Source organism: Stenotrophomonas maltophilia group sp. Smal32 (assembly GCF_030237085.1).
In the GTDB taxonomy this organism is placed as follows: domain Bacteria; phylum Pseudomonadota; class Gammaproteobacteria; order Xanthomonadales; family Xanthomonadaceae; genus Stenotrophomonas; species Stenotrophomonas maltophilia_Q.
The window spans coordinates 16351-34168 of record NZ_JASJSI010000012.1; the positions used below are offsets into that span (position 1 = coordinate 16351).

At 66.0% G+C, this 17818-nt stretch carries 18 protein-coding genes; 12 read left to right on the top strand and 6 right to left on the bottom strand.

What is annotated here, in order from left to right; genetic code table 11:
* Positions 1 to 70 precede the first annotated feature (70 nt).
* Genes QRO91_RS04715 through QRO91_RS04725 form a run of 3 tightly spaced genes read right to left on the bottom strand, consistent with a single transcriptional unit; the run spans position 71 to position 1313 of the window.
* Positions 71 to 529 (bottom strand): SRPBCC family protein, encoded by a 459-nt coding sequence (locus QRO91_RS04715; protein ID WP_049429143.1) that lies wholly within the window; start codon positions 527 to 529, stop codon positions 71 to 73.
* 2 nt (positions 530 to 531) lie between these two features.
* Positions 532 to 846 carry a helix-turn-helix transcriptional regulator gene (locus tag QRO91_RS04720; protein ID WP_005416268.1) on the bottom strand — a complete coding sequence of 105 codons (315 nt, stop codon included), beginning with the start codon at positions 844 to 846 and terminating at the stop codon, positions 532 to 534.
* Positions 847 to 857: 11 nt separating this feature from the next.
* Positions 858 to 1313, bottom strand: a complete 456-nt coding sequence (locus QRO91_RS04725; protein WP_049429142.1) for an SRPBCC domain-containing protein — start codon at positions 1311 to 1313, stop codon at positions 858 to 860.
* Between the two features lie 206 nt (positions 1314 to 1519).
* On the opposite strand from QRO91_RS04725, the gene QRO91_RS04730 reads away from it, so the two are divergent.
* The 3 genes from QRO91_RS04730 to QRO91_RS04740 all read left to right on the top strand — a co-directional run bounded on the left by QRO91_RS04730 (position 1520) and on the right by QRO91_RS04740 (position 4555).
* Positions 1520 to 3289, top strand: coding sequence for an oleate hydratase (locus tag QRO91_RS04730; RefSeq protein WP_197650089.1), 1770 nt, complete (start codon positions 1520 to 1522; stop codon positions 3287 to 3289).
* 86 nt (positions 3290 to 3375) lie between these two features.
* Positions 3376 to 3963 (top strand): TetR/AcrR family transcriptional regulator, encoded by a 588-nt coding sequence (locus tag QRO91_RS04735; RefSeq protein WP_197650090.1) that lies wholly within the window; start codon positions 3376 to 3378, stop codon positions 3961 to 3963.
* A gap of 91 nt (positions 3964 to 4054) precedes the next feature.
* Positions 4055 to 4555 carry a membrane protein gene (locus QRO91_RS04740; protein WP_049430739.1) on the top strand — a complete coding sequence of 167 codons (501 nt, stop codon included), beginning with the start codon at positions 4055 to 4057 and terminating at the stop codon, positions 4553 to 4555.
* Between the two features lie 11 nt (positions 4556 to 4566).
* Here the strand turns inward: QRO91_RS04740 and QRO91_RS04745 are convergent, their stop codons facing one another.
* The 3 genes from QRO91_RS04745 to ftrA form a co-directional block, all read right to left on the bottom strand.
* Positions 4567 to 5034: a chemotaxis protein CheW gene (locus QRO91_RS04745; protein ID WP_197650091.1), complete on the bottom strand. Its 468-nt coding sequence runs from the start codon at positions 5032 to 5034 to the stop codon at positions 4567 to 4569.
* A 97-nt stretch (positions 5035 to 5131) separates the two neighbouring features.
* Positions 5132 to 5575 (bottom strand): BLUF domain-containing protein, encoded by a 444-nt coding sequence (locus QRO91_RS04750; protein ID WP_049430735.1) that lies wholly within the window; start codon positions 5573 to 5575, stop codon positions 5132 to 5134.
* Positions 5576 to 5670: 95 nt separating this feature from the next.
* Positions 5671 to 6672 (bottom strand): transcriptional regulator FtrA, encoded by a 1002-nt coding sequence (gene ftrA, locus QRO91_RS04755; protein WP_049430733.1) that lies wholly within the window; start codon positions 6670 to 6672, stop codon positions 5671 to 5673.
* A gap of 338 nt (positions 6673 to 7010) precedes the next feature.
* Between ftrA and QRO91_RS04760 the strand changes: the two genes are divergently transcribed.
* The 9 genes from QRO91_RS04760 to QRO91_RS04800 all read left to right on the top strand — a co-directional run bounded on the left by QRO91_RS04760 (position 7011) and on the right by QRO91_RS04800 (position 17669).
* Positions 7011 to 9587, top strand: coding sequence for a TonB-dependent siderophore receptor (locus QRO91_RS04760; RefSeq protein ID WP_197650092.1), 2577 nt, complete (start codon positions 7011 to 7013; stop codon positions 9585 to 9587).
* Between the two features lie 117 nt (positions 9588 to 9704).
* On the top strand, positions 9705 to 10286 hold the full coding sequence (gene msuE / locus QRO91_RS04765; protein ID WP_197650093.1) for an FMN reductase: 582 nt from the start codon (positions 9705 to 9707) through the stop codon (positions 10284 to 10286).
* Between the two features lie 157 nt (positions 10287 to 10443).
* Positions 10444 to 10806, top strand: coding sequence for a DUF3088 family protein (locus QRO91_RS04770; RefSeq protein ID WP_005416277.1), 363 nt, complete (start codon positions 10444 to 10446; stop codon positions 10804 to 10806).
* Positions 10807 to 10820: 14 nt separating this feature from the next.
* The gene (locus tag QRO91_RS04775; protein WP_197632280.1) at positions 10821 to 11798 is read left to right on the top strand and encodes an MsnO8 family LLM class oxidoreductase; all 978 of its coding nucleotides are present in this window, start codon (positions 10821 to 10823) and stop codon (positions 11796 to 11798) included.
* Positions 11799 to 11816: 18 nt separating this feature from the next.
* The gene (locus QRO91_RS04780) at positions 11817 to 13160 is read left to right on the top strand and encodes an LLM class flavin-dependent oxidoreductase (protein WP_197619548.1); all 1344 of its coding nucleotides are present in this window, start codon (positions 11817 to 11819) and stop codon (positions 13158 to 13160) included.
* A 4-nt stretch (positions 13161 to 13164) separates the two neighbouring features.
* The gene (locus QRO91_RS04785; protein WP_197632279.1) at positions 13165 to 14385 is read left to right on the top strand and encodes an amidohydrolase; all 1221 of its coding nucleotides are present in this window, start codon (positions 13165 to 13167) and stop codon (positions 14383 to 14385) included.
* Entirely contained in the window at positions 14382 to 14933 is a 552-nt protein-coding gene (locus tag QRO91_RS04790) for a GNAT family N-acetyltransferase (protein WP_197632278.1), read from the top strand. Before QRO91_RS04785 ends, QRO91_RS04790 begins: the two co-directional genes overlap by 4 nt.
* A complete protein-coding gene (locus tag QRO91_RS04795; RefSeq protein WP_197650094.1) occupies positions 14930 to 16675 on the top strand; it encodes an amino acid ABC transporter permease/ATP-binding protein in 1746 nt (581 codons plus the stop codon). Before QRO91_RS04790 ends, QRO91_RS04795 begins: the two co-directional genes overlap by 4 nt.
* A gap of 16 nt (positions 16676 to 16691) precedes the next feature.
* The gene (locus QRO91_RS04800; RefSeq protein ID WP_197650095.1) at positions 16692 to 17669 is read left to right on the top strand and encodes an ABC transporter substrate-binding protein; all 978 of its coding nucleotides are present in this window, start codon (positions 16692 to 16694) and stop codon (positions 17667 to 17669) included.
* Positions 17670 to 17818: the final 149 nt, after the last annotated feature.

Here is a 17818-nt window from a genome sequence, read left to right on the forward strand (position 1 = left end):
GCAGAGGCGGCGACAAGGGGGGGCTCTCCTCCCCCTCTGTGCCGCTCGCGCGGGCCAACCCTCCCGACGACTACGCCGGCTTCGCAAACACATCCAGCCCCTTGCCCGTCTCCAACAACGACTTCAGGCTGGACAGCACGATCGGCCAGCCCTGGCGGATGCCGGTATCCATGCCGCTGCCCGGTTCCAGCTCCTCATGGGTAACCGTCAGCCGCACCATGTCCTGGTAGGGCACGATCTCGAAGGTCACCCGGCTGTAGGCGTCCGGGTTGTCGGCCTGCGAGGCGGCGGCCCAGGTGATGACCAGCCGCGAGGGCGGGGTGCGCTCCACCACTTCGCCGACCAGCTCGACCGAGCGCGTTTCGTTGGCGCGCACATGCTGCCAGCGCGAGCCGGGCTTCCAGTCCGAGACGTTTTCATGGCCCCAGTAGCGGCTGGCGATCTCGGGCCTGGTGATGGCCTCGAACACCTTCTGTGGCGTGGAGGCGATATAGATCACGTGGATGAAGCGGGTGGTCTCTGCGGACATCGTCATTCTCCTTCCAGTTCTCGTTTCAGGTCATGCAGCAGGCTCAGGCGCTGCTGCTCGAACTTGCGTACCCAGCGCTCGTAGACTTCATGCAGCGGCACCGGGTTGATGAAGTGCAGCTTCTCGCGGCCACGGCGCACGGTGCTGATCAGGTTGGCGTCTTCCAGCAGGCCCAGGTGTTGGGTGACCGATTGCCGGGCCATGTCCAGGTGTTCGCACAGCTGGCCCAGGGTCTGGCCGTTGTCCTCGCAGAGCAGGTCCAGCAGCGTTCTGCGCGTGGGGTCGGCCAGGGCCTTGAACACCTTGTCTGCATTCATGCGGGGCGTCTTCAGTTCCAGTTGTCGATCCTGATGTCGTGTGGGTTGGGCTGGCCCTTGCCGGTTTCCAGCAGGGCTTTGAGGCTCATCAAGAAGACCGCCCACTTGGTGCTGCAGTGGGAGGTGAACTCGACGCGTTCCTTCCAGCCTTCGTGGGTGAACAGCACGATGCAGTAGTCGCCTTCCTGTTTCAGTGCGAAACGCGCATGCGTGCCGATCCATTCGGCAGGGCCGGCCAAGAACTTCCAGAGCACGAGTTCGCCGGGAACGAGCTGTTCCAGCTGCATTTCCATGGCGCCTATTTCCTGGCCGTTGTTGGTGAAACGGACCTTCACCGTGCCGCCGACGTTGCGGTCGCCGTGGGTGTCTTCGGCCCACCAAGCGGCGACGCCTTCGGGGGTCGCCAGGGCCTGGTACACCTGGCTTGCAGGGGCCTTGATGCCGACCCGATGTGCGATATCCACCATTGCAGATTCCTCGCGATGGGCGGGCAGGTGCCGTCCTTGGGAGGAATATATGCAGGCAAATGCCTGCATGTCAATCATCGGTGTGGAGGGGATCTGCCAGGCATGGTCTGGCACTACTGCGTCACTGGGTCGCAGGCGGGCTGAAGCATGAGGGACACGGGTTCGGCGCTAGAGTGGGGTGGACCCCCTCCAGGAAGGAGCAGTGCATGTACTACAGCAGTGGCAACTACGAAGCCTTCGCGCGCCCGCGCAAGCCGGCCGGTGTGGATGGCAAGAGCGCCTGGTTTGTGGGCTCGGGCCTGGCTTCGCTGGCCGGTGCGGCGTTCCTGGTACGCGACGGGCGCATGGCCGGTGAGCGCATCACCATCCTGGAGCAGCAGCAGATTGCCGGCGGCGCGCTGGATGGCCTGAAGGTGCCGGAAAAGGGTTTCGTGATCCGTGGTGGCCGCGAGATGGAGAACCATTTCGAGTGCCTGTGGGACCTGTTCCGCTCGATCCCCTCGCTGGAGATCGACGACGCCAGCGTGCTGGACGAGTTCTACTGGTTGAACAAGGACGACCCGAACTATTCGTTGCAGCGCGCCACCATCAACCGCGGCGAGGATGCGCACACCGACGGCCTGTTCACGCTGACCGAGCAGGCGCAGAAGGACATCATCGCGCTGTTCCTGGCTACCCGGCAGGAGATGGAGAACAAGCGCATCAACGAAGTGCTGGGCCGTGATTTCCTGGACAGCAACTTCTGGCTGTACTGGCGCACGATGTTCGCGTTCGAGGAATGGCATTCGGCGCTGGAGATGAAGCTGTACCTGCATCGCTTCATCCATCACATTGGCGGCCTGCCGGACTTCTCGACGCTGAAGTTCACCAAGTACAACCAGTACGAATCGCTGGTGCTGCCGCTGGTGAAGTGGCTGCAGGACCATGGCGTGGTGTTCCAGTACGGCACCGAGGTGACCGACGTCGACTTCGATCTGCAGCCGGGCCGCAAGCAGGCCACGCGCATCCACTGGATGCGTGATGGTGTAGCCGGTGGCGTGGATCTGGGCGCGGACGATCTTCTGTTCATGACCATCGGCTCGCTGACCGAGAACTCGGACAATGGCGACCACCACACTGCGGCACGCCTGAATGAAGGCCCGGCGCCGGCCTGGGACCTGTGGCGGCGCATTGCCGCGAAGGATGCAGCGTTCGGGCGCCCGGACGTGTTCGGCGCGCACATTCCGGAAACCAAGTGGGAATCGGCGACGGTGACCACGCTGGATGCGCGCATTCCGGCCTACATCCAGAAGATCGCCAAGCGCGATCCCTTCAGCGGCAAGGTGGTGACCGGCGGCATCGTCAGCGTGCGCGACTCGCGCTGGCTGATGAGCTGGACGGTGAACCGGCAGCCACATTTCAAGAACCAGCCCAAGGACCAGATCGTGGTCTGGGTGTATTCGCTGTTCGTGGATACGCCCGGCGACTACGTGAACAAGCCGATGCAGGACTGCACCGGGGAGGAGATCACCCGCGAGTGGCTGTACCACCTGGGCGTGCCGGTGGACGAAATCGACGAGCTGGCCGCGACCGGTGCCAAGACGGTTCCGGTGATGATGCCGTACATCACCGCGTTCTTCATGCCGCGCCAGGCCGGTGATCGCCCGGACGTGGTGCCGGAAGGTGCGGTGAACTTCGCCTTCATTGGCCAGTTCGCCGAATCGAAGCAGCGCGACTGCATTTTCACCACCGAGTATTCGGTGCGCACGCCGATGGAGGCGGTGTACACACTGCTGGATATCGAACGCGGCGTGCCGGAGGTGTTCAATTCCACCTACGACGTGCGCTCGCTGCTGGCGGCGACCGGACGCCTGCGTGATGGCAAGGAACTGGACATTCCCGGGCCAGCGTTCCTGCGCAACCTGCTGATGAACAAGCTGGACAAGACCCAGATCGGCGGGCTGCTTCGCGAGTTCAAGCTGGTGCAGGAAGACTGAGCGGGGTGTGGGTAGCGCCGGGTCGTGTCCGGCGAGTCCAGCAGCAGGGAGTTGACAGCGTGTCAACCTACTAGTAGGTTAGTGACATGAAAGAGTCGCTCTCGCCCAAGGCCCAGGAGATCCTGGCCCACGCCCGTTCGCTGCTGGAGGCCGGCGGCTACAACGGCTTCAGCTACGCCGACGTCTCGGCGCGGGTGAACATCAGCAAGGCCAGCATCCACCACCATTTCCCCAGCAAGGCGGATCTGGTGCGCACGGTGGTTGAGCTGTACCGGGCCGAGGCGCGTGAGGGCCTGGCGTTGCTGGACCGGCAGCTGGGCGATCCGCTGCAGGAGCTCAACGCTTATGTGGACTACTGGTCGAGCTGTATCGCCGGTGGCACGTCCTCGTTCTGCATCTGCGCGATGCTGGCGGCAGAGGCACCGATGATCCCTGCGGAGATTGCCGAAGAAGTACGCGGGCATTTCGAGGACTTGAGCGGGTGGTTGGCGCTTACGCTGGAAAAGGGCGTTGCCGTGGGCCAACTGCAATTGCAGGGCTCGGCGGCCGATGAGGCCAGGGCGTTCATGTCATCGGTGCATGGCGCAATGTTGGCGGCGCGCGGCTTCGGTGACGCGGCGACGTTTGCTGCGCTGGCACGGCTGGCCATTGCGCGGGTGAGCGCGGCTGCCTGAGAGTGTGTGGTGGGCCTGCGGCAACGTAGGCCCTTTTTTTGAATCAAAGGCCTACCTACTAGTAGGTTCAAATACTCCCTGGAGATGTTCCATGTCGCACTCTCTGTCCACGCTGGGCTTGATCCACACGGCCGTCAGTCTGGTACCGGCTATCGCCGGCCTTTATGCCCTCATTCGCCATCGCGCCATCGACCCCGCCACACGCTCGGGCAAGCTGTACCTTTTGGGATTGGTGCTGTCGGTCGCTACGTCATTGACCGTCTCCAGCACGGGGGGGCTCAATCCAGGCCATGCGTTCGGCGTGATCGTGCTGCTGGTGGCGTTCGGCGGCGTGCAGGCCGCCCGGCTGCGCTGGCTGGGTCGCGCAGCGCGCTACGTGTCGACATTTGCGCTGTCTTTCAGCTTCCTGCTGTCGCTGGTGCCAGGCGTGAATGAAACGCTGACACGTTTGCCGGTGAACCATCCCATTGCGGCTGCGCCGATGGCGCCGGTGGTGCTGCACACGTTGCTGGGATTGGCGGTGGTGTTTGTGATCGGCTTTGCCGCGCAGTGCTGGCGCATGCGGTTTCAAACGGTTCGCAGGCGCCCTTGAGCAGAGGCGCCTCAGTCCCGCACCGCGAGCGCAGCCAGCAGCGACTGCGGTTCGATCAGCGAAGCCGAACGTGTGGCATCCACCCGAACGTGCCGGCTGCAGAAGTTGAACGGTCGACTCTGGGCCGGCGAGGCTGCGTCTGGAGATGCGTCCGGTGTTTCGATCTCGAGCACTTCATCTACCGCCAGCGCCAGGGTTGCAGTGCCGGCGGTGATCAGCAGCATGGCTGGGCTGCCGCAATCGAATGCCGGTTGCCCGCTGAGCCTGCGCAGGTCGGCCACCGGCAACGGCTGCCCTCGTACCTCCAGGTTCCGCCTGCCATGTGGGTCTGCAGGGCCGAAGGTCTCGGGGCCGCGTATTTCCACGGCCACCTGTACGTCGATCGCGAACAGGGCCGTGCCTGCACGCAGGACGACGACCTCGAACAACTCGGCGGGCGAGGCACGTGTTTCCGTTGAAGGTTGAGCGGGTACAGGCATGCTGTGGATCTGGCAGGAACGATGGGTAACGCGGCTTGAATGATGACGTGTGCTCGGAGCACGCGGCCGCGTGGGAGTACGCGCGCAAGGCGGCGGTTCATCTGGATCCGACGGACGCATGGTGCGCACTGAGCGGGCCGATGCGCGGAAAGTGCGGACGCAGCAGGCCGACGAGCTGATCCATGCCCGGAACGGCATGGCCAAATTCGTCCCATCGCGCATTGACCAGGCCGGACACCATGATCTGCCCGGTGTCGATGCGGGTCATGGCCCAATAGGGAACAGCACGCGCGCTGATGGCCATGTCCAGTACCGGTACGACGGCAGCATGCGAGCGACTGTCATGGATGCGGCGCTTGACCGCCTCCAGGCCGTCGGGCGGGCCTTCGACGTACTGGAAAAACCGCTGCCCGTCGACGAGCAGTGCTCCGGTGACGTCCACCCGGCGATTGAACGCGGCAGAGCCCGAGACGATCTGGCGGAGGGTTTCATCGGAAAGCCCAGCCGATATGTGGCTGGAGTAAGCAAATGCGTGGAGCATGGAAGGGGCTTCGTGTGACGCCCATCACTATACGTGGGTCTCTACCGTCCGCCGTGAGCCTTTTCTCACGTAGCGCTGGGGAGCGCTGAGTTGGATCAGCAGCCCACCAACCGATCCGCGCCAATACCGCTGCGATGCTGGCTGCGGTACTCGGTGGGGCTCGCGTCGACCTGGCCACGGAAGTGGCGACGGAACGATTCCTGTGAACCAAAGCCGGCCTGCTCGGCGATCCACTGCAGCGGCCGGTCGGTGGTCTCCAGCAGCTCGCGGGCAAAGGCCACGCGTTCGCGGATCAGCCAGTCGATGGGTGACAGGCCGGTGGCTTCCAGGAACTGCCGCTGCAGTGTGCGCTGGCTGAGCGCGGCCTGCTCGGCAAGACTGCCCAGCGAGTGCGGCTCGCGCAGGTTGCGGCGCATCCATTCCATCAGTTTTGCCAGACGCGAGGGCTCGCCATTGGGAATGGCCCGGCTGACGCGCTGGCTGCGGCCGGCATCACGCCACGGTGCCAGCACCAGCCGCTCGGCCACCAGGTTGGCTACCCGTGCGCCGTAATCCTTGCGCACCATGTGCAGCATCATGTCCATGCCGGTGGCCGAACCTGCGGAGGTGATGATGCTGCCGGTGTCCACGTACAACACATCCTCGCGTACGTCGATGCGCGGGAAGTCACGCGCCAGCGCTTCGGTGAGGCGCCAGTGGGTGGTGGCCTGGCGGCCGTCGAGCAGCCCGGCCCAGGCCAGCACGAAGGCACCGGAGCAGATCGAGGCGATGCGCGCGCCACGTGCGTGGGCACGGATGAGGGCTTCGAGCAACGCCTGTGGTGGACGCTCGCTGGGCTCACGCCAGCCGGGAATGACGATGATGTCAGCGTCATCAACTGTGCTCAGATCGTAGGGAAGCTGCACCTGCGTGCCGCCGAGCATGCGCAATGCGCCGGGCTCGCCTGCGCAGAGCTGGGTGCGGTACCAGGCCACGCCGAGTTCCGGCCGCACGGGTGCGAACAGGCCAACCGCACAGCCGAATTCGAACAGCCCCTGGCCGTGGCAGGCGACGATGGCGACGAGCGGTGCGGCGGGATCGGCAGGTGGGCTGGGCATGGCCTGATGCTACGGGCGGTGATGCGCGGTGCGGAGTGGTGTACGGGCATGAGGTGATGCCGGGCAGGCATATGGAGCGGTCGTTCCCCTCTTGTAGAGCCGAGCCCACGCTCGGCTCAATACCGGCAGGGGGGATGCATCTGACGCCGTCACGAAGAGCAGCCGAGCGTGGGCTCGGCTCTACAGACAGCAGTGCACCGGCAATGCCGCCTAACGTCATTACCAGCAGTCATGTGGGTGGCCGGATGTTACGGCTGGGTGACGCGTTCATGCCTGTCGCGGTGGGTGAACAGGCCCTTGAATGGAAGCGTGTTTCCGGCCTACCCCCACGAGCCCCCATGCCTGCCGCCCACACTCCTGTCCTGAGCTCTCTTGCCGTCCTGATCGCGGCCACCCTGGCCACGTCGCCCAGCCATGCCGCTGAAGCCGATACGGATCCTGCCACCACGGCAGCAACCGCCAATGTCGCGGCATCCACGTTGGATGCCGTGGTGGTGACCGGCTCGCGCACCAGCACGCGTACGGTGAAGAACAGCTCCACGCCGATCGATGTGATCTCGGCCGAAGACCTCACCGCCACCGGCCAGGCCAACCTGCTGGAAGCACTGCAACGCGCGCTGCCGTCGCTCAGCCAGATCGGTGGCTACCAGAGCGACCAGGAGAGCCTGATCCGTGGCTACCAGCTGCGCAACCTGTCGCCGGGCTACACGCTGGTGCTGGTGAACGGCAAGCGCCGCAATGCCAGTGCCTATGTCAGTGGCGCCAACGGCGGTGGCTTCCCCGGCCATGCCTGGGCCGATCTGGCGTTGATTCCAGTCTCGGCCATCGACCATGTGGAAGTGCTTCGCGATGGTGCGTCGGCCATCTATGGTTCGGATGCAATCACCGGCGTGGTCAACGTGATCCTCAAGTCGCAGGCACAGGGTGGCGAACTGGCTGTGGAAAGCGGGCAGAGCACCGACGGGGATGGATCGCGCACCAGCGTGCGTGCCAACGTGGGCCTGCCGTGGGGCGCCGATGGCTTCGTCAACCTGTCCGGCGAGACCACGCGGCAGCACCACGCGATCCGTACCCGCCGCTACATCGATGGCTATCTGAGCTATCCGGCGGTAGATGCCAACGGCAATCTGGTCGCGCTGCGACCGAACAACCGGTTGCCGACCGGCGCATCGCCGAACCCGGCAGAAGCCGGCCGCAATGCCGAGGCCAACACGATCCTCAGTTCCCCGTCGTACGCGCTGAAGGCGTTTGCGGTGAACGTGGGCCATGGGCTGGGCGAGAGCGCACAGTTCTATGCCAATGCCACCGCCAGCGATCGCACCGCGCAGGCGATCCAGAACTTCCGCCTGCCGGCGACCATCTTCACCACCTACAAGGCCCCCGGCGTACTGAGCGTGTTTCCCGATGGCTTCCTGCCGGTGCTGGAAACCAAGGAGAAGCAGTACACGGGTACCGCGGGCGTGAAGGGACAGATTGCGGGATGGGACTACGACGCCAGCCTGACCGGCAACCGCAGCACGGTGCGTACCTACACCCGCAATTCGGTGAACTACTCGCTGCCGTACCCCGGTTCGCCCACCGACTTCTACGACGGCAAGCTGGACTACCAGCAGGGCATCGCCAACCTGGACCTGCGGCGCGGGTTCGAGGTGGCGGCGTTCGCCTCGCCCCTGGAAGTGAGCGCGGGCGCGGAGTACCAGCACGAAAAATACGAACGCGGGGCAGGGCAGTGGGAGTCGTACACTGGCTTCGGTGCGGCTGCCTTCGTCGGCTACTCCACCGCCGATGCGGTGAAGGCCACCCGCAACAGCAAGGCGGTGTACGTGGGTGCAGCCACCAACATCACCTCGCGCTGGTACCTGGATGCCGCCGCGCGCTGGGAAGACCATTCCGACTTCGGCAGCGTTTCCACGGGCCGCCTGACCACGCGCTTCGACTTCACCGATGCGCTGGGTGTGCGGGCCACGGTCAGCAACGGTTTCCATGCGCCCAGCCTGGGCGCGCAGTACTACCAGGCAACCGGCAGCTGCCCGTGCGGCACCACGCTGGTGGCACAGGTGTCTTCGCCGGCGGCGGTCGCACTGGGTGCCACGCCGCTGAAGCCTGAGAAGGCTACCAATTACAGCCTCGGCGTGACCTGGGACCCGAGCCCGGCCTTCCACCTGGCCGTGGATGCGTACCAGATCGATATCCGTGGCCAGCTCGGGCAGTCCAGCCAGATCGGCTACAACGCACAGGATCCGGCGCGCATCACCGACAACAGCGGCACGGTGCTGAGCGCGGTGCAGAAGAACACCATCGATGCACTGCTGGGTTCGGCCGGCATCAGCATCCTGCCGGGTGATGCGTTCTACGCGAGCTACTTCACCAACGTGGGCAACACCCGCACACGCGGCGTCGAATTGACCCTGGAAGCGAACCAGGAGACTGCGTGGGGCAAGCTGCGCTGGAGCTACGCGGCCAACGTGGGCCGCACCACCATCCAGAAGGTCAGCGACATTCCGGCGGCGCTGCAGGGGCTGCCGAACATCAACCTGCTGACAAAGAGCAGCGAGTACGCGCTGCGCTTCCGTACGCCGAGCTACACGCAGGTGGCCGGGCTGGGGTGGCAGAACGGGCGCTGGCGTTCGAATGTGGACTTCACGTATTACGGCCCGATCAAGCGCCTGAACAACGGCGTGGAGTACAAGCAGCCGCCGGTGCTGGTGACCAATCTTTCTGGTGCCGTGGAGCTGGGTGCGGGCTGGAGTGCAGCCCTGGGCATCAACAACGTGTTCGACAAGCGCACGCGCAAGGTGCCGGAGTACGCGCGCAGTGCCACCGATGTGGCCAGCATCGAAACGACCTGGGACAACGGCGATGTGCTGGGCAACGTTGGGGCGTACTGGTATGGGCGGGTCAGTTACCGGTTCTGACCTGGAGCAGTCGAGCATGGCTCGACTCTACAAGGGCGGGAAGCAGCCGAGCATGGCTCGGCTCTACAAAAGGCGAAAGGCGGCCGGACGTAGTCCGGCATCATCGAGGAGCAGTTCATGTCTTCTGCATTGAAGGTGGTTGCATTAGTGGGGTCGCCGACCAGTTCGGCGACGTCGCGGACGTTGCTGCTGGTGCGGCATCTGCTGGAGTCGTTGCAGCAGCGGGTGCATGCGAGTGTGGATCTGGTGGAGCTGGCGCCGATCGCGCGCTCGCTGGGGCAGTCGTTGTCGCGCGATGAAGCGGAGCCCGCCGTGGAGCAGGCGCTGCAGACGATCGAGGCGGCCGAACTGTTGGTGGTGGCTGCACCGGTCTATCGGGGGGCGTATCCGGGGCTGTTCAAGCACCTGGTCGATTTCATCGGGCTGGAAGCGCTGGTGGATACGCCGGTCTTGCTGGCGGCAACCGGCGGCAGCGAGCGCCACGCACTGGTGATCGATCATCAGCTGCGGCCGTTGTTCAGCTTCCTGCAGGCGCACACGCTGCCAATCGGGGTGTACGCCACGCCGGCCGACTTCGATGGCGAGCGTATCAACAGTGCGGCCCTGCAGGCACGCATCGCGCTGGCGACCGAGCGCGCGGCCGGGCATCTGGCTGTGCAGGCGCTGGCGGTACCGGCGCCGCTGCGACGGATCGCCTGACGGCATAACCGGCGGCGCTTTGCTTATGGCCAAGGCGCATCTGCATGGCCGGATCTGACCGCCGATTGTCGCCTGGCATCGCCGTCCCGGCGGCCGTCATCTCTAGCATCGATATCGAAGCGGCATCGCATTGCCGCCCCCCGATGAGGACGCCCCCGTGAGTCTGGACGCAACCGACAAGCCCATCCTGTTCCTGCTCGACCGTGAGTTCGAGGACGGACAGATTCCCGGCCAGCGCTTCTTCTGCCGGCACAGCCTGCTGCTGGAAGGGGCGCTGTCGAGCATCGACGGTCTGGACGCGCAGCTGGACGTGCGCCGCATCGGCTTCGCGCGGCCGCGCCGCGAGGTGATCGCCGAGATTGGCGAGCAGGACCAGTCGCTGCCCAAGCTGGTGCTGCCGCAGGGCGTGCGCAGCGAGCTGGCCAGCGGCGCGCACCAGGATCGCCAGTACATCTCCGGTGCCGAGCCGATCTTGGCCGCGCTGAACGGATTGCTCGGCATTCCCGTGGCCCACCCCTGAGCGAGGACGCGACGATGAGCTATCAGATCAGCGTGTTGGACAAGAGCCCGGTGGCCGAGGGCGCCTCGCCGGAGCAAGCGCTGCGCAACAGCCTGCAGCTGGCGCAGCGCGCCGAACAGCTGGGCTACCACCGCTACTGGTTTGCCGAGCACCATGCCACGCCGACGTTGGCGAGTCCCGCACCGGAGGTGATTGCGGCGTGGGTGCTGGCGCAGACCCGGCGCATCCGTATCGGCAGCGGCGGGGTGATGCTGCGCCACTACGCGCCGTACAAGGTGGCGGAGAACTTCAACCTGCTGGCAGCGTTGGCGCCAGGGCGCGTGGATCTGGGCGTGGGCAAGGCGCCGGGCGGCCTGCCAGCGTCGACTGCCGCGCTGGCGGCCGGGCGCCCGGCGTTCGCCGACTTCGACCAGCAGCTGCGCGACCTTGAGGGCTATCTGTCCGGCGCTGAAGCCGATGTGCTGGCGCGTCCGGTTCCGCAGCAGGCGCCGGAGCGCTTCCTGCTCGGTGCGAGCCCGCAGAGTGCGCAGCAGGCGGCCGAGCTGGGCTGGCGCTTCGTCTACGCCGCGCACTTCGATGGCGACCCGAAGCACATCGAGGCCGCGTTCGATGCCTACCGCAGCGTCTCCTCGCAGCCCCCTCTGTTGGCGACGGTGGCCTTCGCCGCACCTACGGCCGAAGCGGCTGCGCGGCACATCGGTGCGCTACGCGTCTACAAGCTGCACCTTGGTCCCGGGCAGGCGGTGAACCTGCCCAGCCCCGAGGCGGCTGCCGAGTACGCACGCCAGGTGGGCGTGGCGGACTTCCGCATCGAGGAAACGCGCCCCAGCGTGCTGTCCGGCGATGCGCAGCATGTGCGTGACGAACTGGACGCGCTGCACCGGCGCTTCGGCGTGGGTGAGTTCATTCTCGATGCGCCGGTGGCCGACCTCGACGCACGCCTGACATCCCTTGAACTGCTGTCGCCCGCGCCACGCGCGGCGGTGGCCTGACCTGCAGGAGCGATCCCCATGAGCACCACCCCGCGCCACATTCCGTTCGGCATCATGCTGCAGGGCCCTGGCAGCCACATGCATGCCTGGAAGCATCCATCCAATCCGGCCGATGCCAGCGTCAACCTGCAGTTCTACATCGACATCGCGCGCACCGCCGAGAACAACGGAATCGCCTTTGGCTTCGTGGCCGATGGGCTGTACATCAACGAGAAGTCGATCCCGCATTTCCTCAACCGCTTCGAGCCGATCTCGCTGCTCTCGGCACTGGCCACGGCAACGAAGAAGATTGGCCTGGCCGGCACGCTGTCGACCTCCTACAGCGACCCGTTCACCGTGGCCCGGCAGTTTGCCTCGCTGGATCTTCTCAGCGGCGGCCGCGCCGGTTGGAACGTGGTGACCTCACCGCTGGAAGGCTCCGGCCGCAACTACGGCCGCCCGCATCCGGAGCACGCTCTGCGCTACCAGATCGCCGATGAGTATCTGGACGTGGTGCAGGGGCTGTGGGATTCGTGGGATGACGATGCCTTCGTGCGCGAGCGTGACAGTGGCACGTTCTTCGCACCGGAGAAGTTCCGCCGCCTCGATCACAAGGGCCGCTTCTTCCAGGTGGAAGGCCCGCTCAACATCCAGCGTTCGCCACAGGGCCAGCCGGTGATCTTCCAGGCGGGTTCTTCCGATGATGGCATTGCGTTGGCCGGCAAGTACGCCGATGCGGTGTTCACCCATTCGCCGTCGCTGGAAGAGACCCGTGCATTCACCCAGAAGGTGAAGAACTCGGCGATCGCGCACGGTCGCAGCGGCAATGACGTGAAGATCTTCCCGGGCATCGGTCCCATCGTCGGCCGTACTGCCGAGGAGGCCGAAGCCAAATACCAGGCGATTGCCGCGTTGGCGACGCTGGAAGATGCGCTGGCCTACCTCGGGCGCTTCTTCGATCACCATGATTTCAGCCAGTACGACCCGGATGCACCGTTCCCGGCGCTTGGCGACATCGGCAGCAATTCGTTCCGCTCCACCACCGACCGCATCAAGCAGGACGCGCGCGAGAAGGGACTGAGCCTGCGCCAGGTGGCGCTGGAAGCGGTCAGCCCACGGCCAAACTTCATCGGCACACCGGAGCATGTGGCCGATGAGCTGATCCGCTGGTTCGATGCCGGTGCCAGCGATGGCTTCATTCTCGGCTTCGCCGCACAGCGCGAAGGCCTGGACGATTTCGTGACCCAGGTGCTGCCGATCCTGCAGGCGCGCGGTTACCACCAGCGCGAGCTGGAAGGACAGACCCTGCGCGGGCATCTGGGGCTGCCGTACAAGGCCAGCCGCTATTCGACCGATGCCGAACCGGCGCGGAAGGTAGGGTAGGGCGATGAGCGGAGAAAGCGCGGTAGCGCCGGGCCACGCCCGGCGGACTTCCCCAACAACCGGCGTGCTGCCTGAGATCGCAGCACGCGCCGAGGCCGCCATCGCGATCCGCCATGACCTGCATCGGCACCCTGAGCTGGCCTTCGAGGAGCATCGCACCAGCGCCCGCGTGGCCGAACTGCTGCAGCAGTGGGGTTATGAGGTGACCACCGGGCTCGGTGGCACCGGCGTGGTCGGCACGCTGCAGCGCGGGCAGGGCAGCCGTCGCCTCGGCCTGCGCGCCGACATCGACGCACTGCCGATCCATGAGGACTCCGGCCTGGCCTATGCCAGCCAGACCGAGGGCCTGATGCATGCCTGCGGTCATGATGGCCACACCGCCATCCTGCTGTCGGCGGCGCACTATCTCGCCCATCACGGCCGCATCGACGGCACCCTGCAGCTGGTGTTCCAGCCCGCCGAGGAAACCGGCTCGGGTGCATCGAAGATGATTGCCGACGGCCTGTTCGAGCGCTTCCCGGTGGATGCGATCTATGGCCTGCACAACTGGCCGGGCGTGCCGGTGGGCCACTTCGGTTTCGTCGATGGCCCGGCGATGGCGTCGGTGGATTGGGCACGGCTGAAGGTGATCGGCAAGGGTGGCCATGGCGCCGAGCCACAGGGCAGCGTCGATCCGATCCTGGTGGCGGCGCACATCATCACCGCGCTGCAGAGCGTGGTGTCGCGCAATGTCGATCCGCGGCAGATGGGCGTGGTCACCGTCGGTTCGATCCACGGCGGGCAGGCCGCCAATGTGATTCCAGACGTGGTCGAGCTGAAGCTGACCGTGCGCGCCTATCTACCGGAGGTGCGCGATACCCTGCGGCGCCGGGTCACCGAGATTGCCGAGCAGACCGCCGCCGCGTTTGGTGCGCGCGCCGAGATCGAATTCCCGCGCGGCTTCCCCAGCGTGATCAATCACCCGCAGCAGACCGCCTACATCCGCGAGGTGGCGGTGCAGGGCTTCGGTGCCGAACAGGTGGTGCCCGAATTCGCGCCACGCACCGCCAGCGAGGATTTCGCCTTCCTGCTGCAGGCGCGGCCCGGCAGCTTCGTGTTCGTGGGTAACGGTGACAGCGCCCCGCTGCACAGCCCGCGCTATGTGTTCAACGATGCGGCCATCGCACCCGCCGCCAGCCTGTGGGCGCGGCTGGCCGAAGACTATCTGGTGAAGGACGCGACATGAGCAGCAACGAACGCTTCCTCTATACCTCGGTGGATGATCCGCTGGCGCGGCCTTTGTTCGATGGCCTGGAGCAGGAGTACGACAGCCGCTACGCCGACGTGCGCCGCCGCATCGGCGGCAGCGCACGCGAGGAGCTGCAGCGCTATCCGGCGCAGGCCTTCGCCGCACCGGTAGGGGCGTTCGTGCTGCTGCTGCGTGATGGCGCTGCCATCTCGGGTGGCGCCTTCATGCCGCATCGTGATCCGGATACCGCCGAGTTCAAGCGTATCTGGACGCTGCCTGGGCTGCGCCGCCAGGGCATCGCGCGGCGCGTGCTGCAGGAGCTGGAAGACCAGGCGGCACGCCAGGGCTATCGGCGGGTGTTCCTGACCACCGGCTTCCGCCAGCCCGAGGCGGTCGGCCTGTACCTGAGCCATGGCTACACCGCGCTGTTCGATCTGGACGCGGATCCGGAAACCATCGCGCACCTCCCGTTCGAGAAGCTTCTTGGGCAACCGACGCCAGTGCTTTCGCCGTCCCAGACAGTGCTGCACGGAGCCCACGCATGAGTACGCCGTCGTCTGCGCTTGAGGGGATCACTGCGCGACCTGCGCCAGCGCCCGCGTTGAAGATCGTGCCGGCGCGCCATCCGCTGCAGGTGGTTGGCACTGTGCTGGCACTTGCGCTGATCCTGATCGGCCTTCAATCGGTGTTGGGCAATCCGCGTTGGGGCTGGGGCACCTTTGCCGAATGGTTCTTCGCACGCCCAGTGCTCGAGGGCCTGGGCCGCACGCTGCTGCTGACCGCGCTTGGCACCGGACTTGGTTTCGCATTGGGTACTTTGCTGGCGTTGGCCCGTGTGTCCGGCTCGCCGCTGCTGTCGGCGGTGTCGTGGGGCTACGTGTGGCTGTTCCGCTCGATCCCGCTGCTGGTGCTGTTGTTGCTGCTGAACAACCTGGGCTACCTGTACAGCACCATCGAGCTGGGCGTGCCGTTCACCGGCATCAGCCTGTTCTCGTACCCGACCACGCAACTGATCGGCGTGTTCACGGCAGCAGTACTGGGCCTGACCTTGAACCAGGCCGCGTTCTCGGCCGAGGTGATTCGCGGCGGCATTCTCTCGGTCGACCATGGGCAGTACGAGGCGGCCGCCGCGCTTGGCCTGCCGCGTGGCCGCCAGGTGCGCCGCATCATCCTGCCGCAGGCGATGCGTTCGATCCTGCCGGCGGCGTTCAACGATGTGATCGGCTTGGCCAAGAGCACCTCGGTGGTCTACGTGCTGGCGCTGCCGGAGCTGTTCTACACCGTGCAGGTGATCTATCGGCGCAACCTGGAAGTGGTGCCGCTGCTGATGGTGGCCACGGTCTGGTACCTGGTGATCCTGACCGTGTTGTCGCTGCTGCAGCGGCGCGTGGAACAGCGCTTCGCGCGCGGCCAGCTGCAGCGCGAGCGCTCGGTGTCGCGGGTGTCGTCACCGGTGCGGACATCCAGTGATGCTGCGCCGCGCGTGGCCAACCGCCCGCGCATCGCCACCCAGGTGGAAGCGGGCGAGGGTGCGGCGGTATCGCTGCATGGCGTGGGCAAGGTGTTCGGCGAGCAGCCGGTGCTGGAAGACGTGAACCTGGACCTGCGCGCTGGCAGCGTGACGGTACTGATCGGCCCGTCCGGTGCCGGGAAATCCACGCTGCTGCGGTTGATCAACCACCTGGAACGCGCGGACAGTGGTTACGTGACTGTCGGCGGCCAGCTGATCGGTTACCGCCGCGACGGTGACACCCTGTACGAACTGCCCGAGCGTGAGATCCGCCGTCGGCGTGCCGAGGTGGGCATGGTGTTCCAGGGCTTCAACCTGTTCCCGCACCTGACCGCGCTGGAGAACATCATCGAGGCGCCGATCGCCGTGCGCGGCGTACCGCGCGCGCAGGCCGAAGAGCAGGCGCGCACGCTGCTGGAGCGGGTCGGCCTGGCCGACAAGGCCGATGCGTTCCCACGCCAGCTGTCGGGCGGCCAGCAACAGCGCATCGCGATCGCCCGTGCCCTGGCGCTGCAGCCGAAGGTGCTGTTGTTCGACGAACCCACCTCGGCGCTGGACCCGGAACTGGTGGCGGAAGTGCTCAGTGTGATCGAAGAGTTGGCCCGCTCCGGCACCACGCTGGTGATCGTCACCCATGAGCTGAGCTTCGCCCGCCGAGTGGCCGACCACGTGGTGATGATGGACCAGGGCCGGGTGATCGAGCAGGGCACGCCCGAGGCGTTATTCGAGCGCCCGCGCCAGCAACGCACGGCCGATTTCCTGGCCAAGACCCTATAGCCCTGGAAGGAACACCATGAGCCCTGCAGCACCGCGTCGCCCCTCGCGCAGCACCCTGTTGATCGTGGGCGTGCTGGTCATCGGCATCGCCGGCATCGTCTATTCGCGCGTACGCCAGACACCGGAGGCTGCGGCGGTGGCCGCGAGCAGCCTGGCCGGTGCGAACACGGCCGCGCTGAAGGGTACGTTTGACCCGAAGGCTCAGGCGTTGATCCCGGCCGACTATCGCTTCGTCACCCCCGGCACATTCACCGTTGCCACTCATCCGGGGCAGCTGCCGCTGGCCGACTATGGTGCCGACAGCAAGGACGTGGTCGGCATCGAGCCGGACATCGCGCGGCTGATCGCCGATGGGCTGGGCCTGAAGCTGGTGATCGTGCCGGTGGCATGGGCCGATTGGCCACTCGGGCTGGAGTCGGGCAAGTACGATGCAGTGCTGTCGAACGTGACGGTCACCGAGGAGCGCAAGAAGAAGTTCGATTTCTCCAGCTATCGTTACGACCTGCTGGGCATCTACACGCGCACGGATGGGCCGATCCAGAAGATCGAGAAGCCGGCGGACGTGGCGGGGCTGAAGGTGGTGGTGGGTGCCAGCACGAACCAGGACCAGATCCTGCGCCAGTGGGACCAGCAGAACATCGCCGCGGGCCTGAAACCGGTGGAGTACCAGTACTTCGACGACGCGGTGGTCGGCCGTTTGGCGGTGATCACCGGCCGCGCCGATGTCTCGTTCGAGCCCAATGCCACCGGCGCGTACTCGGCACGCGATGGCAAGGTTCGGCGCGTGGGCCTGTTCCCCGGTGGCTGGCCGAACGCCGCGGCGATCTCGGTGACCACGCGCAAGGGCAGTGGCTTGGCCGAGGCGGTGACGCAGGCGCTGAACACCCAGATCGGCAGCGGCACCTATGCGCAGGCGCTGAAGCGCTGGAATGTGGCCGAGGAAGCGGTGCCGCAGTCGCAGACCAATCCACCGGGGTTGCCGACGCTGCAATGACGCCGGGCGTGGCCCGGCGCTACCTCCGTCTTTGTAGAGCCGAGCCATGCTCGGATGCGGTTCGCGCGGTTCGCGGCAGAAGCATCCACGCATGGCGTGGATCTACTGGCGGAATCTGCCTTCTGTAGAGCCGAGCCATGCTCGGCTGC